30 protein-coding genes and 3 pseudogenes are annotated in these 25,419 nt (G+C 39.8%); 5 read left to right on the top strand and 28 right to left on the bottom strand.

Going from position 1 to position 25,419, the window contains the following annotated elements; genetic code table 11:
- Positions 1–24: 24 nt before the first annotated feature.
- The 19 genes and pseudogenes from J7E77_RS22535 to J7E77_RS22445 all read right to left on the bottom strand — a co-directional run bounded on the left by J7E77_RS22535 (position 25) and on the right by J7E77_RS22445 (position 15,304).
- On the bottom strand, positions 25–1,320 hold the full coding sequence (locus J7E77_RS22535; protein WP_214717090.1) for an aspartate aminotransferase family protein: 1,296 nt from the start codon (positions 1,318–1,320) through the stop codon (positions 25–27).
- Positions 1,304–2,689, bottom strand: a complete 1,386-nt coding sequence (locus J7E77_RS22530) for an aminotransferase family protein (protein ID WP_214717089.1) — start codon at positions 2,687–2,689, stop codon at positions 1,304–1,306. Before J7E77_RS22530 ends, J7E77_RS22535 begins: the two co-directional genes overlap by 17 nt.
- The gene (locus tag J7E77_RS22525) at positions 2,677–3,867 is read right to left on the bottom strand and encodes a thiolase family protein (RefSeq protein WP_214717088.1); all 1,191 of its coding nucleotides are present in this window, start codon (positions 3,865–3,867) and stop codon (positions 2,677–2,679) included. Before J7E77_RS22525 ends, J7E77_RS22530 begins: the two co-directional genes overlap by 13 nt.
- Complete coding sequence (locus J7E77_RS22520; protein WP_285290659.1) at positions 3,867–4,529, bottom strand: 3-oxoacid CoA-transferase subunit B; 663 nt, start codon at positions 4,527–4,529, stop codon at positions 3,867–3,869. Before J7E77_RS22520 ends, J7E77_RS22525 begins: the two co-directional genes overlap by 1 nt.
- A 1-nt stretch (position 4,530) precedes the next feature.
- On the bottom strand, positions 4,531–5,187 hold the full coding sequence (locus J7E77_RS22515) for a CoA transferase subunit A (protein ID WP_214717087.1): 657 nt from the start codon (positions 5,185–5,187) through the stop codon (positions 4,531–4,533).
- A 190-nt stretch (positions 5,188–5,377) separates the two neighbouring features.
- Positions 5,378–5,707, bottom strand: a complete 330-nt coding sequence (locus J7E77_RS22510) for a DUF3870 domain-containing protein (protein ID WP_168242528.1) — start codon at positions 5,705–5,707, stop codon at positions 5,378–5,380.
- Positions 5,708–5,921: 214 nt separating this feature from the next.
- Complete coding sequence (pdxS, locus tag J7E77_RS22505; protein WP_214717086.1) at positions 5,922–6,803, bottom strand: pyridoxal 5'-phosphate synthase lyase subunit PdxS; 882 nt, start codon at positions 6,801–6,803, stop codon at positions 5,922–5,924.
- 469 nt (positions 6,804–7,272) lie between these two features.
- A complete protein-coding gene (locus J7E77_RS22500; RefSeq protein ID WP_251028158.1) occupies positions 7,273–8,526 on the bottom strand; it encodes an MFS transporter in 1,254 nt (417 codons plus the stop codon).
- A gap of 78 nt (positions 8,527–8,604) precedes the next feature.
- Positions 8,605–8,877, bottom strand: a complete 273-nt coding sequence (gene yhfH / locus J7E77_RS31845) for a protein YhfH (RefSeq protein ID WP_374102999.1) — start codon at positions 8,875–8,877, stop codon at positions 8,605–8,607.
- A gap of 201 nt (positions 8,878–9,078) precedes the next feature.
- Positions 9,079–10,002: a phytanoyl-CoA dioxygenase family protein gene (locus J7E77_RS22490; protein ID WP_214717084.1), complete on the bottom strand. Its 924-nt coding sequence runs from the start codon at positions 10,000–10,002 to the stop codon at positions 9,079–9,081.
- A 687-nt stretch (positions 10,003–10,689) separates the two neighbouring features.
- Entirely contained in the window at positions 10,690–11,808 is a 1,119-nt protein-coding gene (locus tag J7E77_RS22485) for a Gfo/Idh/MocA family protein (RefSeq protein WP_214717083.1), read from the bottom strand.
- A 28-nt stretch (positions 11,809–11,836) separates the two neighbouring features.
- Positions 11,837–12,016, bottom strand: coding sequence for a hypothetical protein (locus tag J7E77_RS22480; protein ID WP_214717082.1), 180 nt, complete (start codon positions 12,014–12,016; stop codon positions 11,837–11,839).
- Positions 11,991–12,851, bottom strand: a pseudogene (locus tag J7E77_RS22475) (ROK family glucokinase); the annotation flags it as partial. The gene J7E77_RS22480 and the pseudogene J7E77_RS22475, both read right to left, overlap by 26 nt.
- Positions 12,852–12,862: 11 nt before the next feature.
- A complete protein-coding gene (locus tag J7E77_RS22470) occupies positions 12,863–13,048 on the bottom strand; it encodes a hypothetical protein (RefSeq protein WP_214717081.1) in 186 nt (61 codons plus the stop codon).
- A 188-nt stretch (positions 13,049–13,236) separates the two neighbouring features.
- On the bottom strand, positions 13,237–13,488 hold the full coding sequence (locus J7E77_RS22465; RefSeq protein WP_214717080.1) for a hypothetical protein: 252 nt from the start codon (positions 13,486–13,488) through the stop codon (positions 13,237–13,239).
- The gene (locus J7E77_RS22460; protein ID WP_214717079.1) at positions 13,473–13,622 is read right to left on the bottom strand and encodes a hypothetical protein; all 150 of its coding nucleotides are present in this window, start codon (positions 13,620–13,622) and stop codon (positions 13,473–13,475) included. The genes J7E77_RS22465 and J7E77_RS22460 overlap by 16 nt, the downstream gene beginning before the upstream one ends.
- Entirely contained in the window at positions 13,623–13,847 is a 225-nt protein-coding gene (locus J7E77_RS22455; RefSeq protein WP_214717078.1) for a helix-turn-helix domain-containing protein, read from the bottom strand. It lies immediately after the preceding gene.
- Positions 13,848–14,003: 156 nt separating this feature from the next.
- Positions 14,004–14,606, bottom strand: coding sequence for a hypothetical protein (locus tag J7E77_RS22450; protein WP_214717077.1), 603 nt, complete (start codon positions 14,604–14,606; stop codon positions 14,004–14,006).
- A gap of 254 nt (positions 14,607–14,860) precedes the next feature.
- Positions 14,861–15,304 (bottom strand): helix-turn-helix domain-containing protein, encoded by a 444-nt coding sequence (locus J7E77_RS22445; protein WP_214717076.1) that lies wholly within the window; start codon positions 15,302–15,304, stop codon positions 14,861–14,863.
- A gap of 1,493 nt (positions 15,305–16,797) precedes the next feature.
- Between J7E77_RS22445 and J7E77_RS31280 the strand changes: the two genes are divergently transcribed.
- Entirely contained in the window at positions 16,798–16,926 is a 129-nt protein-coding gene (locus J7E77_RS31280) for a hypothetical protein (protein ID WP_285290655.1), read from the top strand.
- A 57-nt stretch (positions 16,927–16,983) separates the two neighbouring features.
- On the opposite strand, the pseudogene J7E77_RS22440 reads toward J7E77_RS31280, so the two are convergent.
- Positions 16,984–17,046: pseudogene (locus J7E77_RS22440) on the bottom strand (YjcZ family sporulation protein); the annotation flags it as partial.
- Positions 17,047–17,270: 224 nt separating this feature from the next.
- On the opposite strand from J7E77_RS22440, the gene J7E77_RS22435 reads away from it, so the two are divergent.
- Positions 17,271–18,518: a glycosyltransferase family 2 protein gene (locus tag J7E77_RS22435; protein WP_214717075.1), complete on the top strand. Its 1,248-nt coding sequence runs from the start codon at positions 17,271–17,273 to the stop codon at positions 18,516–18,518.
- Positions 18,519–18,572: 54 nt separating this feature from the next.
- On the top strand, positions 18,573–19,250 hold the full coding sequence (locus J7E77_RS22430) for a glycosyltransferase (protein ID WP_214717074.1): 678 nt from the start codon (positions 18,573–18,575) through the stop codon (positions 19,248–19,250).
- Here J7E77_RS22430 and J7E77_RS22425 read toward each other — a convergent pair.
- The 6 genes and pseudogenes from J7E77_RS22425 to J7E77_RS22400 all read right to left on the bottom strand — a co-directional run.
- Positions 19,180–19,352: pseudogene (locus tag J7E77_RS22425) on the bottom strand (transposase); the annotation flags it as partial. The gene J7E77_RS22430 and the pseudogene J7E77_RS22425 sit on opposite strands and share 71 nt — an antisense overlap.
- Before the next feature lie 97 nt (positions 19,353–19,449).
- Complete coding sequence (locus tag J7E77_RS22420; protein ID WP_214717073.1) at positions 19,450–19,656, bottom strand: hypothetical protein; 207 nt, start codon at positions 19,654–19,656, stop codon at positions 19,450–19,452.
- Entirely contained in the window at positions 19,637–20,014 is a 378-nt protein-coding gene (locus J7E77_RS22415; protein WP_214717072.1) for a M23 family metallopeptidase, read from the bottom strand. The genes J7E77_RS22420 and J7E77_RS22415 overlap by 20 nt, the downstream gene beginning before the upstream one ends.
- A 38-nt stretch (positions 20,015–20,052) precedes the next feature.
- Positions 20,053–20,481, bottom strand: a complete 429-nt coding sequence (locus J7E77_RS22410) for a hypothetical protein (RefSeq protein WP_214717071.1) — start codon at positions 20,479–20,481, stop codon at positions 20,053–20,055.
- 15 nt (positions 20,482–20,496) lie between these two features.
- Positions 20,497–21,057, bottom strand: coding sequence for a replication-relaxation family protein (locus tag J7E77_RS22405; RefSeq protein WP_251026820.1), 561 nt, complete (start codon positions 21,055–21,057; stop codon positions 20,497–20,499).
- The gene (locus J7E77_RS22400) at positions 20,996–22,345 is read right to left on the bottom strand and encodes an FtsK/SpoIIIE domain-containing protein (protein WP_214717069.1); all 1,350 of its coding nucleotides are present in this window, start codon (positions 22,343–22,345) and stop codon (positions 20,996–20,998) included. The genes J7E77_RS22405 and J7E77_RS22400 overlap by 62 nt, the downstream gene beginning before the upstream one ends.
- A 273-nt stretch (positions 22,346–22,618) precedes the next feature.
- Here J7E77_RS22400 and J7E77_RS22395 point away from each other — a divergent pair, with 273 nt between their 5' ends.
- Both J7E77_RS22395 and J7E77_RS22390 read left to right on the top strand, forming a co-directional pair.
- Positions 22,619–22,822 carry a helix-turn-helix transcriptional regulator gene (locus tag J7E77_RS22395; protein ID WP_214717068.1) on the top strand — a complete coding sequence of 68 codons (204 nt, stop codon included), beginning with the start codon at positions 22,619–22,621 and terminating at the stop codon, positions 22,820–22,822.
- A 4-nt stretch (positions 22,823–22,826) separates the two neighbouring features.
- Positions 22,827–23,006 (top strand): hypothetical protein, encoded by a 180-nt coding sequence (locus J7E77_RS22390; RefSeq protein ID WP_214717067.1) that lies wholly within the window; start codon positions 22,827–22,829, stop codon positions 23,004–23,006.
- Between the two features lie 1,048 nt (positions 23,007–24,054).
- On the opposite strand, the gene J7E77_RS22385 is transcribed toward J7E77_RS22390, so the two are convergent.
- Both J7E77_RS22385 and J7E77_RS22380 read right to left on the bottom strand, forming a co-directional pair.
- A complete protein-coding gene (locus tag J7E77_RS22385; RefSeq protein WP_214717066.1) occupies positions 24,055–24,393 on the bottom strand; it encodes a YolD-like family protein in 339 nt (112 codons plus the stop codon).
- Between the two features lie 217 nt (positions 24,394–24,610).
- Positions 24,611–25,057, bottom strand: a complete 447-nt coding sequence (locus tag J7E77_RS22380) for a hypothetical protein (RefSeq protein WP_214717065.1) — start codon at positions 25,055–25,057, stop codon at positions 24,611–24,613.
- Between the last annotated feature and the right edge of the window lie 362 nt (positions 25,058–25,419).

The raw sequence follows: 25,419 nt of genomic DNA, 5'->3' as shown, positions 1-25,419 counted from the left end.
CGTGGTATTCCGAGGAATCGAAAATTAATTTCCGGATATAGTTTCTGTTATCACATCTTCTAAAATCGTTAATCCTATATCTAGCACATCTTCTTGAATATTAAGAGGCAGCATTAATCGGATCGTTTGCCCGCTTACACCGCAGTTCATAATAAGCAATCCATTTTCCAGTGCTTTCGATTTAATTTTCGGTACAAAGAAAGCAGCAGATTCCGAATCGAATTCGATACCAATCATCATGCCGACTCCTCGAACTTCAACAATGCCCGGTAAATGTCCTACCGAGTTATGAAGTCGGCCGACAATCTCGGCACCGAGTTTAGCACTCCGTTCTACTAACTTCTCTTCCTCAATGACCTCAATGTTTGCCAATGCCGCAGCACAAGAAACTGGATTTCCTCCAAATGTCGAACCATGACCTGCCGTCGGCCATTTTTCATGAAGCTCACGACTTGCTACAATGGCACCAAGAGGCATTCCGCCGGAAAGGGCTTTTGCCAGTACTAAAATATCAGGAGTCACATTCGCATGCTCTGCCGCGAACATTTTGCCTGTACGGCCAAATCCTGTTTGTACTTCGTCAAAGATAAGCAAAATGCCGTGTTCCTCTGTAATCTTTCTTAACTCCTGCAAAAAGCTTGGCGGTGCCGGATAATAGCCGCCTTCACCCATTACCGGTTCAATGATGATAGCCGCCACACGTGAAGGATCCACGCGTAGATCGAACAATTTTTGAAGCTGATTCAAGCAATACTCTTCAGCTTCTTCTTCTCTAATGTTTTTCAGCTGGCTGGGATACGGATATGGAACGTGATACACCTCACCTAAAATTGGTTCATAATAACGGCGGTATTTAGAGCTTGATGCCGTAATGGCTGTTGCTCCTAATGTACGGCCATGAAACGATCCTTCAAAAGCAATGATGGCGGGTCTCCCTGTGGCTGCCTTTGCTAGTTTAAGTGCACCGTCAATAGCTTCAGCTCCCGAATTGGAGAAAAAGACAGTGTCTAGATTTCCTGGTGTGATTTGAGCAAGCTTTTCCGCCAAATTCACTGCCGTTTCATAATAACCATAGTTCAATCCAAGATGAATCAAATTTTCAGCTTGCTTTTTAATGGCTTCCACCATTTTTTCGTTCGTATGCCCGACTGCATTGACGGCCACTCCTGAAACAAAATCGATATATTCCTTTCCGTCTGTCGTCCAAAATTTGGCACCATGCGCTTTTTCAATGACAAGCTCCGTTACCCTTGTCATGACCGGTGATAAATGCTTTCGTGCTTTTTCTTGAATTTCGTTTGTTTTACTTTGTAATTTCATATGCCTCATCCTTTCTAAATTGGCCCTCGAATATCGATAATGATTCATCTAGTATTCTCACAATTTCATCAATTTCTATTTTCGTGACATTTAAAGGAGGACTGATGATAAAGTGCTCCCCCATGGTGCCGTCAATTGAACCGGAACCGGGATAAAAAACCGCACCGAGTTCCATCGCAATTCCATTCAATCTTTCAGCAGCTTTTTCAGATGGATCGAACAACAGATCCTGCTCACGATCTTTCACAAGCTCCATACCGATTAAAAGCCCTCTGCCCCGAACATCAGATATATAAGAATGTTTTTGCTTCAGCTCCATAAGACGGTTGAAAAGGTAGGTCCCTTGTTTTTTGACGTTTTCCAGCACCATATCTCGCTCATATACGTCTAATGCAGCAAGACCGGCTGCTACAGCCACAGGATGCCCACTATATGTGTAACCGTGAATAAATTTCCCGTCACTGTTTTGAATGAGCCCATCGATTAACCGATCATGAACGATCATACCGGCAAGCGGAGCATATCCTGCTGAAACCCCTTTTCCAAATGTGATGATATCAGGTTCGATTCCAATCTGTTCTGTCGCAAAGTTGGTACCAGTACGGCCGAACCCAGTCATCACTTCATCGATAATTAAGACGATTTCGTAACGGTCACACAGCTCTCGAACTTTCTCAAAATACCCAAGCGGCGGTGGAACAGCACCTTGCTGGCTTCCGACAATCGGTTCGGCGATAAATGCCGACACGTTCTCAGGACCAAGCTCTAAAATGGTTCTTTCAATATCCGTTACACACGTCCAGTTTTGTTTGGAGAGACAATCAGCTTTTTGACGATCGTATGGACATCGGTGGCAGTACGGAGAATAGACATGGGCATAGTTTAAAAGATTAGGAGTGTATGCATGCCTTCTTTTAACGTCTCCTCCTGCTGATAAAGAACCGATGGTGTTACCGTGATACGATTGCCATCGACCAATCACCATGTGTTTTTGGGGTCTGCCTGCGTCCCTATGATATTGCCTCGCCAGCTTCAAAGCACTTTCATTTGCTTCGGAGCCTCCGGTTGTAAAATACACTTTATTTAAATGGTCCGGGGCCATTTTTCCGATTGTTTCAGCCAATTCATGTAACGCTTTCGTCTCGAAGCGCATTGTATGGACGAAAGCTGCTTTTTTTGCTTGTTCTGCCATGGCCTCTCCTATAGAAGTAATCCCATGGCCCAAGTTGGCTGCAACCGCTCCCGAGCAAGCATCCAAATATTTTTTCCCGTTCTCATCTTTAAGATAGACCCCTACACCGTGGGTAATAATCGGGTACTCCTTTTTTAAATCACGATGAAACACGTAGTCTTTTTTTATTCCATCCATCTTTCCACCACCATTGCCATTCCTAATCCCCCCGCCACACAAATCGTCGCAAGGCCATATTGCCGTTTTTGTTTTTCAAGCTCATGACATAATGTAGTGATGATTCTTGCACCGGAGCACCCAAGTGGATGGCCTAAGGCAATCGCCCCTCCGTTTACATTCACGTTGTCTCCTTTTATGCCCCATTCTTTTAAACAAGCAAGACTTTGAGCGGCGAATGCTTCATTTAATTCAATCAAATCGATATCTTCCAAACGAAGACCCGCTTTTTTCAATGCAATTTGGGATGCAGGAACCGGACCAATTCCCATTTCTTTTGGTGATACACCCGCTGCAGCAAAGGAACGAATCCTTGCCATCGGGACCACTCCAAGTTGTTTCGCTTTTTCTTCCGACATCAACAGCAGCATCGAGGCTCCATCATTTCTTCCGGATGAGTTTCCGGCAGTTACCGTACCATCCTTTTGAAATACAGAACGCAAAGCTCCTAACTTTTCAATGTCCGTCAATCTTGGGTACTCATCTATCGCAAAGTGTCTGATCCCCTTTTTTCCTTCCTTCACCGGTACAGGAATGATTTCTTCTTCAAAATGGCCCATTTCAATTGCACGTTTCGTTTTCTGCTGACTCTTGAAAGCAAATTCGTCTTGTTCACTGCGGCTAATGTTATATTTTTCAGCCAGCCACTCAGCTGTTTGCCCCATCGTGAAACGGCCGTATATCTCCTCTGGCTGCGATTTTGGCTGACTCTCCGTATTTGAATCATACAGCGTCATATCTCCCATCTTAAGGCCGAATCGAGTGCCAACCGTATAATGAGGCGCTTGTGACATGTTTTCGACGCCTCCTGCTAAAACGACGTCCGCCTGACCAGTCAAAATGGACATCGCCCCGTTAATGACAGCCTGCATACCCGAACCGCACTGACGATGAACAGTATAAGCAGGAATTGATTCTGGAAAATGGGCCTGTAATGCCGCGACTCTTGCAATATTCGGAGCATGCGCACTCTGCTTTGTTTGTCCGACGATGACTTCATCGACAATATTGGCACCGTAACCGGAAGCAGAAAGATTATTTTTCATGATGAGGGATACGAGCACTTCCGGAGGCGTATCTGCCAGTGATCCGCCGAAGCTTCCGATAGCAGTCCGAAATGCATTTACGATTACAACCACTACACAGTCACCTCTTTGCCTTTATTGAAAGATTCAGCAATTTGGAAGGGTGCGTCCGTTTTCTGTTGAACTTCCTCAAGGGAAATTCCAGGGGACAGCTCCATAAGATGAAGTCCATCTTCCTTTACAGCGAACACAGCCAAATCGGTAATAATTAAATCCACTTTTCGTTCCGATGTGATCGGATAGGTTAATTCCTTGACAATTTTTGACTCACCCTGGTTAGACGTATGCATTGATGTTACGATTACCTTTTTGGAGCCTTCCAATAAATCCATCGCCCCGCCTACACCAAGAACACTTTTTCCTGGGACGGCCCAATTGGCGATCCGCCCAATTGCATCAATTTGCAACACGCCAAGAATGGATACGCTTACATGCCCTCCGCGAATCATTGCAAAAGAGGAAGCACTATCAAAAAAGGATGATCCTTCCAATACTGTGACAGGCAGTTTCCCTGCATTGACAAGATTTTGGTCTATATGCTCTTGATCAGGCGTAGGACCTACTCCAAGAATTCCGTTTTCCGAGTGTAAAAAAACTTTAACATCTGATGGAATATAATCAGCCACCAGCGTTGGAATCCCTATCCCCAAATTGACGATATCCCCATCCTTCAATTCCTTTGCTGCTCTTGCAGCAATGTATTGTTTCATGTTCAAGCTAGTTCACGCCCTTCACAACGATATAATCAACGTATAAATGAGGGGTCACAATTTCTTCAGGAGAAATTTGGCCTACCTCCACAATCTCGTCCACCTCGGCAATAACCACATCCGCTGCTGTTGCCATCATCGGATTAAAGTTTCTTGCCGATTTGTTGTAGATGAGATTTCCTAATTGATCCGCTTTTTTCGCTTTAATTAATGCAAAATTGGCTTTAAGCGGCTCTTGGAACACAAATTTTTTACCGTTAAGGGTACGCTCTTCTTTGTTTTCGGCGATTTTTGTTCCTACGCTGACCGGTGTATAGAACCCTCCGAGTCCCGCACCACCCGCTCGAATGGCTTCAGACATCGTTCCTTGAGGGAGAAGCTCCACTTCCATTTCCTTATCCTGATAAGCCTTAACCACCTCCGGGTTGCTTGTAAAATACGAGCCTATCGCTTTTTTCACTTGCTTTTTCCGTACCAAAACTCCAAGACCTCTGCCTGGTTCACCAAGGTTATTACTAATAATCTCTAAGTCTTTCACTTTCGATTGCGCCAAAGCGGCTATTAAACTAAGCGGACTTCCTACAAGTCCAAATCCACCTACCATAATTCGAGAGCCGCTTTTAACCTTTTTTACAGCTTCTTCGCATGTAATCAGCTTGCTCATGTTTTTTTATCCCTGCCTCTCCTTCGACTTTTGTGAGTGTAACAGTTCGGTAAAATAAAAAACCGAGCAAAACATAAATCTCTATAAAGAATGTCGTTCCAACGAACATTCCTTACAAAGAGTTCATGTTTGCCCGGTTTTAATAAGACCATGGGAAGAGGTCATCTTCCCACTTTATTATAACCAAACGTTATGTATTCATTTGCTTCACATTATCCCAGTAACGTTGAACTGCAGCTTGTAGAGCCACAATGATCGCTTGCTGGGATGGAGCAAAATAAAAACTTTGAATTCGTTTAATCAACTGCTCGACACCGTCTTCAAGACAGTAGCCTATCAGCAGTTTTTGAAAATAATTTTTAGTTAGTTCAGTTACGAATGTGAATTCAGCTCCGATAATCTTATGATCTTTCAGATTCACTTCGAGAACAATTCCCGCATGCTTATACATTTCATACATGGAAGTTCCCTGTGGAGCTTTTGCATATCCTGTAACAATCACTGTTTCCAGTGTTTGCATGCTATAATCCACCTTTCAAAAATCCACTGAACATGTTTCTAACACGAGTATACGGGTCAGAATAAACAATGTCAATGTGAATATTTTAAATTTTCAAAAATGTTAAAGCGCTTTCACTAACAAGAAAGAGCTTACGACTATTTTTTAGACCTATACACAATAAATAGATTATTCTCCCCTGTATGTTAAAACCTTCTAGAAAGATTTGAAATTTTTACCAACCACGTTCCTGCATTCGCGCTTCAGGAGACAGAGTTGAAATCTCAATACCTTTCATTGCAATTCCAAGATTTTTTGAAATCTCTGCAATTAGTTTATAGTCCTTATAGTGGGTTGTTGCTTCCACGATAGCTCTAGCGAATTTTGCTGGGTTATCAGATTTGAAGATTCCAGAACCAACAAATACTCCATCAGCACCTAATTGCATCATAAGTGCAGCATCAGCAGGCGTTGCTACTCCACCAGCTGCAAAGTTTACTACAGGTAGACGTCCGTGACGCTTAATCTCTAGAAGAAGTTCATAGGGAGCTCCAAGTAGTTTAGCCTCTGTCATCAATTCATCTTCACTCATTGTAGCGACTTTACGTACTTGTGCATTTACCTTACGGATATGACGAACAGCTTCTACGATATTACCAGTTCCCGGCTCTCCTTTTGTACGAAGCATGGATGCACCTTCACCTATACGGCGTGCTGCTTCGCCAAGATCACGGCAACCACAAACAAATGGAACAGTGTAATCATTTTTATTTAGATGGTACTCTTCATCTGCTGGTGTTAAAACTTCACTCTCATCAATATAATCAACACCCATTGCTTCAAGTACTCGGGCTTCTACGATGTGTCCGATACGTGCTTTTGCCATAACTGGAATAGAAACCGCATTCATAACTTCTTCAGTAATTCGTGGATCTGCCATTCTTGCTACTCCGCCACTTGCACGGATATCAGAAGGAACGCGCTCCAATGCCATTACAGCTACCGCTCCTGCTTCCTCTGCTATTTTTGCTTGCTCAGCATTCACAACATCCATAATGACGCCGCCCTTTTGCATTTCAGCCATACCTCTTTTTACACGATCCGTACCTGTTTTCATTGTTAAGCCCCCTTAGATGATTTTAAACGTATCTACTTCTTTTAACAGGAAAATCTCTAATTTTCACTTATAAACTTGCAATTACCGTGCCAATATTAAAAACACCTATTTGTTCACTATTTGCGGAAACAATATGCAAAATTTATTGGCACTATCCTTGTTTTTTTGCACGTAAACTGCAAAAATTATGTTGAATTTTAGAGGTAATAGAATTTGCCACCAAATCATTTGTATTACTAAACTAAATTTCCTGTTATATAGAAAAAACCTTGATAACACAATGGTTACCAAGGCTCTTTATGAATGACCTGTGAGGGGTTCGAACCCCCGACCTCAACTTTGTCAATGATGGATATACTTTATGATTATAACAGTTTAATTATGAAAGTATTGATAAGACAGGGATTTCATTAAGTCTCTTAATGATTGAGTTTAAGTCCTTTTTCAAAATATTTAAATTTAGATTGTGTCAAGCCCCTAAACGCTCTGGTTCATTATTTAGCTCACCATTTACGGAAGATTGTCTTTTATCCTTAAAGAGGAAGAAGAATACTACTGCGACGATTGCCGCAACTACTGCCGGATAAGTCCAGAAAGCTTGCCATTGAGCAAGAGAAGCGGTTCCAGTTTCCGTGACTGTTTGATTAAAGAGATTTCCAGCAAAATAGGATCCTACAAACATACCAATACCCTGAGTAAACATAATAATTAATCCTTGCGCTTGACCCTTTATTTTTTCATCTGCCACTTCATCAGTATAAAGGTATCCTGAAACAAAGAAAAAGTCCCAACATAATCCGTGTAAGGCAACACCAATATACATTAATGGTACGATTCCTTCAGGTGCACCAAACGCAAATAACGACATCCGTAATACCCATGCGAGCATGCCAACTAAAAACATCCATTTGAATCCTAATTTGCGATAAAAAAAAGGAAGTAATAACATAAATATCACTTCAGATATTTGACCAATTGTCATAACGGATGAAACATCTTTCACTCCAGTATCACCAAGAAATACTGAGGTAAAAGACATGTATGTTGCATGATCTAGAAAAAGCACTGTTGTACATAATATAAATACTAAATAGTAACGATTTTTTAACAATTGCAGTGCATCAAGAAAAAATATGTCTCTTAGTGATAACGGTTTCCCTTTACCAGGCGCCGGAGTGTTTGGCAAGGTAAAACTGTATAGGCCAAGCAGAATTGACATAACAGCACCGATTTGTAGAGCAACTGGGCTACCTGAAAAACCAAGGCTTCCAATTAAAACGCTTGCAACGATAAACCCAAGAGTTCCGCATACACGGATAAATGGAAAGGCTTTAACAGGGTTTTGAACATTATGAAAACTTATATTATTCGTTAAGGAATAAGTTGGATTAAAACACAACATATAAAGAAACATTAGCCATAAAAAAGCGGTTCCATTATTTGAATAGATTTGTGCCGGAAGAAACCATAACAAGATACCTCCAATAATATTAACAATCCCTAACATTTTTTGAGATGGAAAGAATCGGTCCGAAATCATACCTATGAAAATCGGAGAAATAATAGCTGCAATACCACCAATCGAGTACGCAGTACCAATTATAGAAGATAGTCCATGTTGACTAAGAATATAACCCAAAGTAGCCAACCATGTACCTAGGGTAAAGTATTGAAAAAACATCATTGCTGAGAGACGTGTAATTATATATGAATTACGTTGCAAATTTTTCACTCCTATTAATAAAATTACCAGGGTTTTACCACTAAAAACTTATCTGAACTGTGTACAGCAGTAAATCGATCAATGGACTCTGTATTCATTTTTCATGTGGCAGGATGCAGATGCCTTAGCCTCTCTTTCCTGCTTGTGAAAACAACTCATTGTGCATTTCATTCTTTTTGAATTAAGACACTCTACTGAAAATACCGAATCTTCCTTTTTTGACACCATCTCAAAAGTAAACGATTTTGAACAATTATCACACGTGTTGACATAAGATTCATATTGTTCTTCTATTTTCTTACCACAATTTGTACAAGTTTTACTTGGTAAATTCTTAAAAAATTCTGTCATTTTAATCAGCATTTTCATTACCTCCACTTGTCTCTAGTTTTACTCCCCGTAGTAAAGCGTTTTCTTTTTTGTTTTTAAAAAACCTTTCCCACTTAAGAAAAACCTAGCATTGCTGTTTCTAACAAAAATATATTTTTATACCGATTCTGTTATGATTCTACAGAATCGGTATATTCTAGCTTATATATCTTGAAATCCAATTTACCATTTTTTAAGTCCCAATAATTTCTCACCTAATTCAGTAAGTTCAGCTCGTTGGTATTTTTCTTTCTCCCAATTTCGAGGATCTCCCAGGAATGCAATTCCCTCTGGAATCTCTCTATCTCTCATTTGTGTAATTCTCCATTGTTTTAATTCTTCATTGTGTTCCTGTGCCGGGAACATAGAAATGTATTGATGAATATTTGGTGTATTCGAAACATTTTTACGTAAACCATGTGGTTGCATGACATGGAAAATTAACAAGTCTCCCGCTTTCAAAGTTACAGGTGTTGGTGTATAGCCTGTATAATCTGGGTGATAAGGATCTCTATCTGCAGGTTGAGTTTTTACCCACTCAGGAAAATCTTTAAATAACTCAGGAATGACATTCAATCCACCATTTTCTACATCCGTATCTGTTAAGAAAAGAATACCCTGAACATTTACTGGAAGCGGATCTAATGAAGTATCACCATCCCAGTGGATAAATCCTTCAAATTCAAAAGTTCCTGGTTTATTAGGGAAGCTCATGTTACATCTGTCAATACTTGTCCATAATTTTTCTGTTCCCCAAATATCTACAAACGCATCGTATACTTTTTGATAGGAACGATTGTCCCAGAAGTATTGATGATTATATAACTCCACCATTCCAGCTCCACGGAGTTCTGGCATTAGATGCTCACGAAGTGGTGCTCTGTACCAGGTAGAAGGATCAGTAGGATCTTTTTCTTCAAAATCCCAAATAAGGTTAACAGTTCGATCTATATACTCTTTTGGAACAACATTAGGAACGACTACGTATCCGTTTTCTTTCCAAAATTTAAATTCCTCTTCCGTTAACACTCTTAATGGTTCGTTGTTAGGACGTTCATTCAATGGAATATCAATCTCAAGAATATTATTTACTTTTGTTTTAGCCATTTTTAAAATCCTCCTCTATCGGGGTTAGATGTTTTATGTTGTATATTAAATTAATCCACTTACCCTATACCAAAACGCTTACTAATGCTGCCAAGATGATACACGCAGTAGCATCTTTGATAAATAGGTTAATCTTTTGTTGTCAGTTTCACTATTGTTTTTAAGTAACCTGACAATTTAAATATACTATTGTCATAGTGGTAATACTATTAACTATCGTGTTGATTTGATAAAAAAACTACAATATATTGCTATTTGACGTTATTCATTTGAAAAATGAACAGGTTAAAAATCGGATTTATCATGGAGATTTCAAAAAACCAGAAGGAAAGGCAAAATAAACATCACAAGAAATAAAGAAGACTTAGCATAAAAAATTAATAGGGAGAAATTTTAATTATCAATTCAAAAATTCAATATATTGTTGTAGCACTAAAAAAAACTATAACATCTTGCTATCCGAGTAAGATTTCCAACAAAAATGTTGTCCCTTTTTAAATGGTTAACATTTTTTCCTGACATATAGAACACTCTCGTAATAGCATTCTCGTAGATAAAAAAAAGACTGTCTAAAAAGGTCTATAATTAACGACCTTTTCGGGCAGCCTTTCCTTTTTCCTTTTAACGAATATTTTTTAATTTATACTTTTGATTCTAGTTTTTTGATTCAATTCTTATTTAATACCTTTATGTTGTGAGAACTTCTTCTTCATTCGTGAATTCAATCGTTTTGCTTGTTGCTGCAGATTCATAAATAGCCTCAAGTATTCTTGTAACCTGGTATGCTTGTTCAGGAGTGACAACCGGTTCCTTGTCTTCAAGAATCGCATTAATCCATTGACCAAGTTCACGATCCGCATCTGATTCTTCATTTGGTGAGTGGTAAGAAATCTCTGCGGCATTTTGTAATTTCGTCTCAATAAGCTGCCCATACATTTCACCGTTAAAGACTAATTCGTGTTTATTTGTTAATTTGTTTCTCCTCATTTCTGCTCCGCCTTTAGTTCCTGACAAAGTGGTCATTGCTTCGCGCTCATCTAAAGTATTCAGTAACCAAGCCGTCTCTAAATAAATGGTTGCTCCGTTTTTCATTTTTATAAAAGCAAAAGCAGATTCTTCTACGTCGAATCTATTCGGATCCCATGGTCCGAATAGATTTGCTTGATTTTGGTTTTTTAATTTGTTAAAAGTAACTCCCGTAACCGTATCAACTTCATAGTTATTCATACACCAGAATGTCAAATCAAGCGCATGTGTTCCGATATCGATTAACGGCCCTCCTCCCTGTAATTCTTTATTCATGAATGCTCCCCATGTTGGAACACCACGACGTCGAACAGCATGAGCTTTTGCTACATAGATTTCTCCTAAATCTCCTCTATCACAAGCCTGTTTTAATAATAGCGAATCTACTCTAAACCGATTTTGATAAGCAATAGTTAATTTTTTTCCTGATCGCTTTGCAGCATCTAGCATTTCTTTTGCTTCCTTTGAGCTAGTAGCCATCGGTTTTTCACACATGACATGCTTACCTGCATCGAGAGCTGCAACTGTAATAGGAGCATGCAATGCATTAGGCGTACACACATGGACTACATCTATATTGCTATCTGCCACTAACTCTCGGTAATCTGTGTAAATCCTTGCATTTTTACTGAATTTTTCTGCAGCATTACGTGCACTTTCTTCATTTCCACTACAAAATGCAACTACTTCTACCTTATCACTTAACTTTATTAAGGCCGGCAGATGTTTCTGTAAGGCAATTGCCCCACAACCAATGATCCCAACTTTTAATTTATTCATGGGTAGACCTCCGCATCTTTCTTCCTGTTTAGATATTTAGACCTGTCTGTTTGATAACTTCAGGCCAACATAGTTTTAACCTACGGCAAATCGTTGTACTATACACTTGCCCTTTTTTCTTCAACAAATCATAATCCCTTTGAGTAGTTGAACCAATTCGAAGCAATTCTTTTTTTAAATTTTCAAGAGTTTCTTCCTTTGATTTCAAACAATTCACCACCATTTTTTGTTGAAAGTGTTTCTTTCGCCAGCCAGGCTCCGCCAAGTACACCAGCATCATTACCTAATGTTGCAACAACTAGTTCCACACCTTGAGCAACTTTTGGAAAAGCAAATTGAGCAAATTGCTCTTTCAAAGGTATCATCAAGCTATCGCCCGCATTCGAAACGCCGCCACCAATAACAATTTTTTTCGGATTTAAGCTGTTAGCTAAATTTGCCAGTGATAATCCTAAATGGAATGTTACTTGGTGAATAATACGTTTTGCCGTTTGATCACCTTCATTTACTGCATCAAAAATTTGCTTCGAAGTAACCGTTTGATGTTTAGTATAATAATCTTTTAATTTACTAAATTCTTCAGTATGAGTGAGCTCTTCTAAAGCCAGACGGACAATTCCTGTAGCAGATGCTACCGTTTCTAAGCATCCCTTTTTCCCACAATTACAAAGAAAGCCGTCTCTTGGGATGGATGTAATATGACCTATTTCCCCACCAGCTCCATTTTCACCGTGAACGATCTTGCCATTGACGATAATGCCGCCTCCAACACCAGTTCCTAAGGTTATAAATATCAGGTTTTTAGCACCATTACCCGCACCTTTCCACATTTCACCGATTGCTGCCAAATTTGCATCATTCTCAACAACTACAGGCAAGGAGGTTTCCTGTTTTAAAATGTCTCGTAAAGGGAAGTTGTCCCAGCCTAAATTTACAGCCACTTCAATCGATCCGTTCTGAACATTTACAGGACCCGGTGCTCCAATTCCTATGCCAATTAACTTATTTTTGTTTTGCTTCAATACTTCTAATTGTTGATCAATTAATCGGCTAATTAGGCGCTTAAAACACGTATTTTAGTCCTTAAACCGTCGTTTTCTCTCCTTGTATTCACGGTCTCTTTGACGCCGATTTTCTTTCTCGGCAAACTCTCCGCATTTCTTACAATATCGCTGTCGATTGCTTTTTCGTTCGTAAGGCTGCTGACAACTATCGCAATAATTGCCTGACATGGTAACACCTCGCTCCGACCAATAAAGCACCTCGACTTTATGGTCGCCAGGAATGACGCAATTTTCTGCGTAAGAGCAACGGCCTCCATGCTCACGAAAGTAAACGCAGGTCCGATCGCAATTGGCGCCAGTTTCGAGAAAACATTTACCGTCACCGTCATAGGTCGCACAATTGGAGGAAATAAATCGTTGAAGTTTATTCATCGTCTGTTACCTCCGCCGCTTTCTTTTCCAGGATGTCACGGACGACCAATCGGATTGTCTCCATGCTTATGTCGAAATTTTTTCTTGGAGACGCCTCAAATACGATTAAGAGCGTTAATTTCTCGATGTACTTCGTTTTCTTTTCCTCATCCATCTTCTTGTAGTTGCGAAAAACTGTATAACTTTCCACAAATTCAATTACTTGATGAAAAAACAGTTCAATTGGGTCTAACTCGTCACACACTGTTCCTCATCCTCTTCTTCGTATTCTGGCTCCGACAGGTATACAAGCATGCCGTTTTCGTACAGTTTCGCTTCTCTTGTGCCTTCAAAATTGTTGCAATTGTAATGGTGGACATTAATAATTTCGTATTTCATCTAGTTCAGCTCCCCGTCGAATAATCGCATCTTGTTCACAATTTCGAATAATCCTTCATCAACTTCGCAAGCGGTTAATATTCGTGTTTTTACTCTAGTTGAAATTGGACTAATGCCAGCTTCTATCTTTGTTAATAAAGATTCACTAATTCCGAGTTTTTCGGACATTTCTTTAATTGATAAGTCCGAGCGATAGCGTAAGATTTGCAAAGTTTTTCCGTTCAAGTCAATTCAGCCCCTTTCAATAAATTTCAATTGAACCCAATAAAAACGGCTTTTTGGCCATAAAAAATGCACCAGTCGTTTTGACTAGTGCGATAAGGGTAATAACAACTGTCCAACTTGTTATTTGCCCTCATACATTCGGATTTTATCCCTTTTTCAAATAACCTTATATTTCGGCTTAATTTTTCCGTTGATTCCATAGTCGATTGTAGGAACCTTTTTCGCCATTTTTTCGGTCAGATGGACTTCTTTTTCTTTCCTCATCCGTTCGGCTGTCTCGTCTCTTTTCGGTCGGTACTTATCGCGGTAAAGCGCTAGGTATGTTCCCGTTTTTTCAAACCGATCATTGGCGTCCATCTGCTCCTGACGACATTTTTCGGAGCAATATTTCGTTTTACCCCTTCGTTTGAATAGCTGGTTACAGTTCCAACATCCGCAAACTTTATAGCAGTCCGGAATATCAAGAGGTTTTGACGGAATAAATTGCAGCTCAATCTCCGCCCATTCTTCCCGTGATCGTTGCGAAATGTTCATTCGTTCGATATTTTCGTGTGTCTTGGCTAGTAACGCGCTCATTAACGACAATTGGTTTGGGATTTCCATAATTGGATGATAGCCCCCGTTTCTCATAAATTCCTCGATAATGTCGTCCGTTTCAGCCATCAGCCAATCTATATCGGAGAACTTAGCGTTTACTTTTACTTTAATTCGATTTAAGCGTTTCTTTACTTGCAATGTTGCTCCTTCCCGTTTTTCCATCAGTCGTTATCCCCTTTTGGCAGTTCATGCCTGAATTAATGTTACACGCTCAATTAGGTGAACACTTATCTCTTGTTTTCTTTTAGAAAAGAATATCAGCGAATAATACCATATACGCATTCACTGAATCGTGGCGTCTAATGTAATGAGACGCAATCTTTTTAAATCTCGTTCTTTAAGTCTCGTTATTTATATCTAGTTAACACCTAGATGACACGCTTGTTACCCTTGTTGATTAGGTGAACATTACCATGTTAATCCGTGTAACCATTTTCCTGCCTCCATTTCCGCATTCGTTCTGCAGCGGCTTTCCTTCGATTATCGCATCTCTGTATTGCCTCTTTGTAATTTCCCCAGGCGTCCGGAAACGCAGTAAAAAAGTCATCATCGGTCAATGGAATAAGCGGCACATAGTATCCTTTTTCAGGAGGAAAATTAATAAGCCCGACTTCCTTTAAATCATCTAAGTGTTTGCTCGTAGTATCCGGAACCTTCCCGTATTTGACCGACAGTGTTTCGAGCGACGGAAAAGCGAAACCTTCTTGCAGATTGTAATAATCGATAATTAACGCATATAGAAATAGTTTGTCAGCGTTAATTCTATCGTGGTGAATATAGTGTCTGGCATCGCTAGGCAACGGTATAAAGTGCTTACCTCCTTCCGTTGGCGTCGTTTTGTTAAATACCTTCCTTTCCATTTCGCATCCCCTCCGTTAATTTTATTTATGTGAACGCGGATTGGCCGCGGAAAAAACCTTACATCCCATTTGACGTTTTAGAAGGCATTTTCGGACAGTAAAAAAAGCTCTTACCTTAAAATAAGGATAAGAAAGAATAGTCGCGCGGCCTTTTCAATACGTATGTCGCACGAACTAAGATAACTGAGCACCTTTCTACCCTTCATGCCTCGTAAGAAACTATTTTCGGACAGCAAAAAAGAACTTTCTATAAAATAATAGGAGCGAGCAAACAAAGCTGCGCAGTTTTTCGCAAAGTATCCCTTTACTTTATAAAACGCGTAAATATATAAAGTCGCGCAGACCTTCAATAATATGTCACGGAAGAATTTAATTTCGGACAAATAAAAAAAAGACGAGGTTTCCCTCGTCTCATTCAATCGGCCAGCTGCAACGGCACTTCGTACAAAGTCAACGCTTGTCGGTCGTTAACTTTCCAAGAAAAGTCGCTCACTCACCAAGTCATTTTTTCCGCTTTACACCTAGCATATCTTAATAAATTCTACAATCGTGGCATTTTTCTGCAACAAAAAAGACAAGGAAATCCTCGGCTAGATATTTGAAAAATTGTGAAGATTTGCACTAAAACTAACGGGCAGGTTAGTTGTGCGAAATGTTTCTAGTTTAAATTGAGAATGGTCACATTACTCTGGTAAAGGCTAGACAGTTCCTACCGGAACTGAAGGATTATATCGAAGAATCAAATGATGGGGTAACGACCTGAAGGGTTCTCTCTTAGTCGAATAGCACTGGATTTAGTAAGAATAATAGTGTTATAAGCTCGGCGAAAAGGCGTAAGAATTTACCGTAACAGGTTAAGCTGACGAAAGCCTACCCGCGGGGGTGGTGTAAATCATGATGCTTGAGTTGAATGAATATGGTGAGGATGCGAAAAAACCTAAAAGAAAAGGTTATGCTGACGAACTTCTGAATGTACGGGTCTATACCTGCGATACATAGAAATGTGTATATCACTAAATTGTGAGGTTAGATGTGGGTGAGTAAGAATAACTAATATGAAAATCCATGATACGTTACAGGCGTATGAAAGCTAACAGGCTTACAGGAAGCACCTAAGTTCTTTCCATAATAGATATAATTCAACATTGTAAGCTGATAACGTGGAGGGCTTACTCCCAAAGAAGCGTTGATAAGGAAAGCAATAGTGAGAGTAGCTTCTGTATAACTTATCTTTATATCAGTGAAAGTGGTGGCACAGTACCGATGAAAGGTCTAATCAACCCGAAGGGATAGCCACTAGACTAATGAAGGAACATTTAATCATGTAAGGCAAATCTTTATCGGTTAATAAGGTTCTCGTAAGACTAAAAGAGGTTTACCTCCCACGGGAGGCACCGACTTATTGAAACGGAAGAATTGAGACATGAAAGGTACTAAGTTACCAGAAGTGTTGATGATTAAATTGAATTGGATTAGTTGGGGCGCCGTATGCGATGGAAGTCGCACGTACGGTGCTAGCGGGGGGAAAAGGGGGAGATAACTTCAAACCCTTACCTATCTGTCATGAAGAAGGAATTGATATTAACGAAGCATTTGACTCAAAGGGCGACATAAAAAGATAATAAAAGAGGGTTCTAAAATAATTTTTAGAACCCCTCTAGTTGTGATTATTAGTATCCTCAACACATGAAGGATGCTCCAACAATGATTAAAAGGATGAATAGAACAACAATCAAAGAAAAATGTGCTCATTCCGCCACCTTGGTAGCCCATCAATCATCACCACCTTTATTAGACATCTATAAAAGAGCTTTCGGGCTCTTTTTTCTTGTAATATTTGAATTCACCAATTAACTAAAAAAGTGCATTTAATCTTTTAAAATAGGTAGTAGTTTAGTCAGTTATAAATGTCACTCATATTCTATAAAGACCATAGGGACAAGTTTATTGTAAAGGAAGTGAAAACATGCGTTATGTAAAACATCAATCTACTGCGAATAAAAAGATCTCCAATAATGAAACGAACGATGATATTGAAGTAAGTATTATAATACCTTCCCGAAATAAGTATCCGTTAAATTTATTTACCCTTTATTCACTTGAAAATCAATCCTTTAACGTTAAGAAGATGGAAGTAATTTTTATTAATGATGCATCTACTGATGAAACAGAAGAAAAATTAAAAAACTATCATCCTCCCTATATTTTTAAATATATTCACTGCACACAAAAACTCGGAAGAGCCAGGGTTAGAAATTTAGGTATCGAATCAGCAAGCGGCAGGATTCTTATTTTCCTTGATGCTGAAATGATTACTGAACCTGAGTTTGTACAAAATCACTATAACTATCACCATATAACCGATAATCTGATTGTGACAGGCACGATGCATTCAAAAGCTCTATATTCTTGTATTTTCCCCGAATTTTCCGACCAATTCACGAATAAAATCGAAAAGTTAACAAAAGAGAATCAACAAATATATAAGAGATTCAAAAATTCTAAACATCCTATCGAAACCCCATATCCACTGATTAATAAAGACGATATAGTACAGGGGCACTTCAAAGATATATCGTATAGTGCGTACCCATGGTTCGAAGAAATAATTAGTAATTACAATGTAAAGTTAGAAGGGTTCATGTTTCCATGGATGGCATTTCTAACAGGGAATATCTCTATCAAAAAGGAGCTTATCACCCAGGCAGGATTGTTTGATGAAGAATTTTTTAATTACGGTTATGAAGATTGGGAATTAGGATACAGGTTATATAAAATGGGCGTCAAATACGTAGTGAGTAATAAAATGCCCACATACCACCAAGAACATCCTGTCGAGGAAAGTAAGTGGAAAGAGGCGGTTGGAAACTTCGGCTTATTCACAATAAAACATCATGATGTCGATGTGTTAATTTTGGCATTAGAACTCGCTAGGATGACAGATTTGAACACGATGAATAACATCTTAAAGGAGTATAAATCGCTTCTAAAATCTAATCCAGAGCAATTTCAAGTTTTCTCGGAAAAATTTATCTATATCCTAGAAACGATTATTCTGATGCTAGAAGTCGATATACGACATTTTAATATAATAGGTGCGGCAGGATTCAGTTCAGAAGCAAAAAAAGAGTTGCAAAGAGATATGCAACAAATACAAAAACTTGAAATGTTTCCGAACCTAACAAAATTTTTAGCTACTGTTATCAATTCATAAGAGAGGGGTGAAAAAATGGTCTCTATTATTACTTGCACCATAAGAGATGAATGTATGGATAATGTTTTTAAGAATTATCAACAGCAAACATGGAGGGAAAAAGAATTATTTATTATATTGAATAAAGATTCCATGGACATTGATAAATGGATTAAGAAGGCAAAGAAATATCCGAATGTTCGGGTTTATCAACTGCATGAAAAGGCTGCTTTAGGTGATTGTTTAAATTTTGGGGTCTTGAACTCAAATTATGATATTATAGCCAAATTTGACGATGATGATTATTACGGACCTGATTATATTGCAAATGCAATGTCCGTTTTTGAGGATCCTAATATCTCCATTGTTGGAAAAAGCTCTATTTATATATACTTCAAAAATAAAAAGGCTTTAATTCATGTTCCAGGAATCGAAAATTCAATGTCCGATACAGTAGCTGGTGCAACTTTGATGTTTAGAAAAAATGTGTTTTATTATGTCCGTTTTGAAAAAGTAAATCGAGCGGAGGATTACTTTTTTATCGATCAATGCAAAAAAGAAGGCTTTAGCATCTATTCAACAGATCGTTATGATTTTGCTGCTATTCGACAAGACTCAGAAAACCATACTTGGAAGATTTCAGACGAGGATTTGATGGGGTGGGGAGACTTGGTTGAATATACTAAGGATTTTCAATCATTGGTTCAAAAAAGAAAACTACTTTACACATTAAATTCATGGCAGCAAAAGTAAGCATCGCTTGCATGGAAAATTTTTTTTTAGGTCTCTAAAGGGTGTCCAACGCATACCATGCTTTTCTTTTGCATCCGCAAAGACACGTTCAAGAGTTTCTTGTGAAATAATCTACTTAAAGGGTGCGTTAGTTAAAGAACAACTCAAAAAAGGACTCATTACAGTCCTTTTTTATTTGCTAAAATATCAACATTATCATTTAACAGAGCCTTATAATAAATAAGCCATATAACACCGTCGCTATTGCGCCCCATTTAGCAGCCCCCGAACTAAACATGTTAATAAGAGCATACACGCTACCGCTAACAACGGCGATGACAGGAAGCTCCACAGCAAAATCCGCAATCCAATCAACAACACCGTTAAAGGTAATTTCCGTAAATTTTTCACCTAACCACCCCTTCAATTGCGTTAAGTCCATCCCACCAGTTTATATTGCCTAAATTCTCCGCAAGTGGAGTCGGATCAAGCCAGCTATCGTCCGGCCCCTTCATTCCGAGATGCAAATGCGGACCGGTCGAATTGCCCGTATTTCCGCTTAATCCGATGATTTCTCCTGCATGAACATGTTCCCCTATCCTTGCCTTAACCTCGTTCATATGGCCGTATATAAGCCGCGTACCGTCGTCAAATTGAATTGATAGCCCTTTGCCGATATTAGCTGTGCCAGCAAATACTCGGTCGACTACGCCATCACTTAGCGCCCTGAGTGTCGTTCCTTCAGGTATCGCGAGGTCAATGCCGGTATGTGGCGTTTTATGCACCGCATCTACCGAGCCAAACTTACTTGTTATGCGGACAATCATATCGCCCTCATCGCCTCTACGAGAATATTTAATACTAACGGTGTCATTTGTACGAGCACGTAGCCCAGGCCAGCGCCCTGCATCATGCTGAAGCCTTTCTCCTTATTGCCGATCATGATGAACAAAGCACCGCCAAGCACGACGACCATGGCCACCGGATATGCTAGCGCCTGGACTAGAGTAATTAACGGATCAAACGCATGTAGCATCTTATCGTACATGGCCCCACTAGCTACCGCCGCTGTTACTGGTACCGCAGTCGCTGCAAGAGCGGCTTTAACTTTCAAGAATGGCGCTACTGCTAACGGAATTAATATCCCGGACTCGAAAAACACCTTCTTTTCCTGCTCCGTAAGCTCGACAACATCGTTTTTCCGTGCCATAAATTCCTTAATCGAATATACCTCTTCTTTACGTCTGAACATGCTGTTATCCCCTTCCTATGCGTTAAAATCGGTTAATGTAAAGACTTGCGTTTGAAGTCCTTCACTTAATTTCATTAACTCTTGGCGCCTATGCTCCGTCGTTGTAATCCACACAAATTTAGGTGCGATCATTCCGAAAGCTAGTCGCTGCTTTAATATCCGATACTTTTCGATTTTTGCCTGATTCTTTTTCATCGTTTGCGTATTGTCGACCTCCACCACTGTATAAACGTCGCCTTGCTTAAAAAGGGCATCTGCGACACAAACTACTTTATCCTTTTTCGTTTTGCCTTCGTTGATGATCCGGATTTCATTTCTCCATGTGGACGGACATCCATAGGCTATATAAAGATAGTTCCGCATAATGTAGTGCATCACGTTGCCGGTACATTTCCGGACCTTATCGCAGTTGACTAGCGCCCGACCTTTTGCGTTAAGATAGTAAATGTTTTCACCGCTGCGCATCACGCTTAAATACTCCTCCATTTGCTTCAAAACTCGCTGAGCATTCCGATCACTTTTTAAATTGTGGATTCGCTGAATCTGGCTTCGTGTCAGATAATCCAGTTTCTTCAAATCGAGTAATATAGCTTCCTCCCGTTTTCGTCGGTTCCTTTCCGTGTGGTACACTGGCGTCCTCCTTCCTTGCCTGAAAAACAATGTGCGGCTTTATTTTGATGTCGATAAACTTATTCGAGATTAATGGCGTTTGGACGATGCGGTCGCAGTCGGTCTGATAAATCGCACGGCCACGCAAGCCAGTCGGTAAGGACTCCGCACCGCACCGGTCTAATACAACCATGCTTTGAGTGCTGTTCTTTAACTTGAAGCAAAGAGCTGCGCTTGTGTTCGCCTTAACCTGACGCGGAAATACATCCGCAGTTGGATATTGAGTTGCGAATATCAATCTGTAGCCAATTCCGGCACCGATACGGGCTACTTCACCGAGTAAATGAGTAGCCCGGTCACGATCCGCCTTTTCTTCAAAGCCAGCGATTTCAGCACCTTCATCAACGACGATAAAGTGTCGCTCCTTCCATCCGGCTTCGCCAATGTCTTCCCATCCGTTAGCTAAGAAGTAAGCCTGGCGCTTAATTAAATCGTCGTGAATGGCCTCCAATGCCTCGAGCGTTTCCTCTCCGTTTTTAGCAACCGTCTGCACTTGCTTGCACGCCATGAAGCGACTGAACGCAAGACCTCCTTTTAAATCAATCAGCGTAAATTTAACGTTGTCAGGCTCGTTATTAATGAGCGTTGTGATTGCGTTCTTTAAGAATACCGTCTTGCCGTACCGAGTCATGCCGGCCTCGACAAGCATCTGAAGCTTTTCGAAATCATGGACGACGAACTCTTTATACGTGACTCCGACCGGCACTTGCCAGTTCTTAACTTTCGCGAGCATGTCATCGTCATAAAGCAATTCCTTGGTTAGCCCTTCGTCGTACACCCGCACGATTAACATACCGTCGTACTCCATTTCGATTTCCTTATTTAGCAGGACTCGGTTGTTAATAATTGCCCGGAGTTGCTTCGGTAAGCTTCGAGTTATTCGCAATTTGCGAAATTCTTTTAGATTGATCCGCCTGACACTGCGGTTATTAAGGCCGTCTTTAAATTTGCCGTATTTATCGAGGAAATCTTGCAGCTCAAGTCCCAACGGAATTTTATAGACATACTCTGTATACTTTTTCGCCTTATTGTAATTCCTTCGATAGAGACGCATCTTTTCGTCTTTTTTGTACAGGCCGCAGTTTTCAGCGATCTTTAAAATCTTATCGCTATCATCGTTCAAATTCGTCTTGTAATAATAACTAGCGCCAAGCACTCCGAGCATGCTTCCGGTTGTTAGCACTTCGAATAACAAATCGCCACGCCCCTTTCGAATATCACATAGTGATAGTTGTAATAGATACGCATGGTGAAAGCGAATAATAGGACGATTGGTGTCGTAGTGATAGAGGCGATAATGTACCGTTCGCTCTACCGTGATGCTGGCGATTGGTAATGCGTATGATAAAGTGTATGGGATATCGCCCAAATATTGCGTGTCTATCATAAGATTTTTTGGAAAACTACAAAGAAATTTATGAAAGGATTAGGACGAGTTTTGTCGAAATTATATAGTAGGTGATCAGACATGGTAATTAGCTTAATAGGCTCGTGGATAAAGCAATCGAAGTATAGCAGACCGGAGATATGCGAGATATTCGGCATTTCGCAGAATACATTATCGAATTGGAGTACGGGGAAAACATATCCGTCAATACCGCAGGCTTTAAAGCTAGCTGCGCTATTAGGCGTTAAGGTAGACGATTTATATAAGATGAAAGAGGAAGAGTGAAGGAATGAATGAAGTATTAGAGGCGAAGCTAACTATCTCGCGGATTAAAACGCAGCTCCTCGATTTAACTGGCGAGCTAGTGGCAGCTGAGTTATCGGATAAGAAATACGCGATCAAACGGTTGCTTGCGGTCATAGAATACATCGATGAGCATGACGTCAAGGTTAGCGACATAGAATTGTAGCGATCTCCCTGAGTTCGATTTTTCATTGCGAAATTTTTTTCGACTTGACCCCTCGATGCTGGAAAATTATACGCGGGTAGAAATTACTTGAAAAGCGGATTTTTTCGGATGGGCTTGGGGAATTCCGACTATTTTAATCGGATTTAAAAAGTATATAAACCGGAATCATTTCGACTGTGTGACGAATGTATAACGATGAATAATGTATTCAACATAATTACGTATAATGTACGTTATCTGCACTTATGTGATATACAAACGCAGTCATGTCAACGCTCAATCGTTACGTAGATAATAACGTTATGCAGCATCCTATACATCCGCATAGCACCGCCATTCCTACCGCCAGTGGCTCCGGTATTTCCCACGCTTTATGTATAATGAATACCGGTTCAGTATACGGATAGCTGCGCAATATCCTTCCGATCAGTCCGTTATTCTACACCCCCTCGGTTTCGGAAGCGGTCCGTCCGGCAGGCGCTTCGTGTTAGTGATATCGCGAATATGTAATCTTTTGTATAGCCGGATGCCCTTGCAATTCGCCACCGTATCCCTGTCATATTGCGAGATGATTATTCTGATTGTAAGATAAAGACGTTTCGGGCATTCTACAACTAGGAGGTGCTCTCATGTCTTGGTGGATATACACTCATTTTATAAACACGCTTTGGTTTGTATTCATTTTGATCTCGATTCCTGGCACTTTTCTAATTTATTTAGTTTATTCAAATTTAAAACAAAAAAAGCAGGAAAATGACGATAGTCAAAATCAATAGCACCTACCGTTATTATCTTCCACATTACGTCACCTTACGTTGTAAATCGGAATCATACCGCGTTCCTTCTATTATATATCCTAGTATTCCACTAGGTAATATCGGACTAATCTACGACAACTACCCCGACCAATTTATTTATAAATACTCCGTATTTGTCCATTGCCATCTAAGACATCCCTTCATAATATACCCTATAGTTCTCACTCATTGCACCTTTACAAAGCGTCTATATGGCGCTTTCTTTTTTCTTTCATATCGTTCCATCCGCACTAATCTACGACAGTCACTCCGCACACATCATCGAATGTCACCCGCTCGAATTCGCCAGGCTTTACCTCAATGCGGAGCTGATGCGTAATCGGGTCGATATGATGAATACGCCCAGTCATATCCGTCGTAAATCCGTCAGTCCACACGGATAGCTTCACCGCAAAGTTATATTCCATCGCGTAAGCAATTCGCTGGTCAAACTCCTCTGTATCGAATTCGCTAAGTAACGGCCGTGGCTGGCGCTCTTGGTCCTTAAACATATCGCGCTGCTGTTCGAATACTTGCGGCATAAAGGACGCTGCATTCCATTTAATTAAACCGCGATCTCTTATCGTCATTTCGAACATCTCCTTCGTTCTTATTATACACGAACAAATGTTCCGTATGTAAACGAAAATAAAAAGACCAATTTTACGTGGTCTTTAGTTATTCTTATTCAATTAAAGCACCCGTTACTTTAAGTACAATCTTTCACAATCTGCTCCGTTAATCAAACCCAAAAAAGGTGATGCTTTGTTAAAGCATCGCACCCTTTAGTTTAACATGCATGCTATTCTAGTTTACAAACCTCTTGTAATAAACCAATAAAATAACAAGCAAGATAGGATTAATAATTGCTGAATATCCTAAATTCCACCATCCGTAATGAAAATATCCCCAAGGTTCGGGCAATAGGGTGATGGATTCATAGGTTAACAAACATACTTCCCAATAGATAAAATAACGAATTTGTTTAATTAAGGAACTTTTAAAAGGATACCAATTCAAAAACATCATATTTACAGGTGGAAGTAACATAGTATTGGCTGGTAATGCTGCCCAATCCACATTTTTTGTAAAATACCAGTATGCATGATATTTCAAATCTATGTAAGCATCAAAAGACATTTGAAATGCAGTTGTAAATGACCAGATATGGGCAATTTGTTTTGCCGATAAATTCTTATTAGTTTTGAAAGCAAGCACATTAAATATGATAATTACGATAAAAAGTCCAATCATTATTATTTTTCCTTTTTCTTCTTACAATATCCTTATTAAGTAATTATCATACTCAAGGTCTTATTAACCTAAACCTGACCGTTAGTCGAATAAGAAAAAGGCTGCTTTTTTGCAGCCAGTTCTTTAAGGAAAGCACCCGTTAGCCATCCATGCAGCGGAAAAATCATCGCTGCACCACAGAGAATGAAAATATATTAGAACCGTCAATACTGATTCTACGGCTGGGAGAGGAAGGTCGATGAACTATGGTGCGTTAGAGCCCATCCGTTAGTCTGACTCCAACGACCACGGTGCACCACTGACTGTCGCTCCCTTACGGGAAGCACTCATAGTAGATTAATCCTAATTCTGGTTGTTGCACC

Source organism: Bacillus sp. ISL-77, assembly GCF_018613105.1.
Note: the sequence above shows the minus strand (reverse complement) of the source record. Positions and strands in the feature narration are given on the sequence as shown.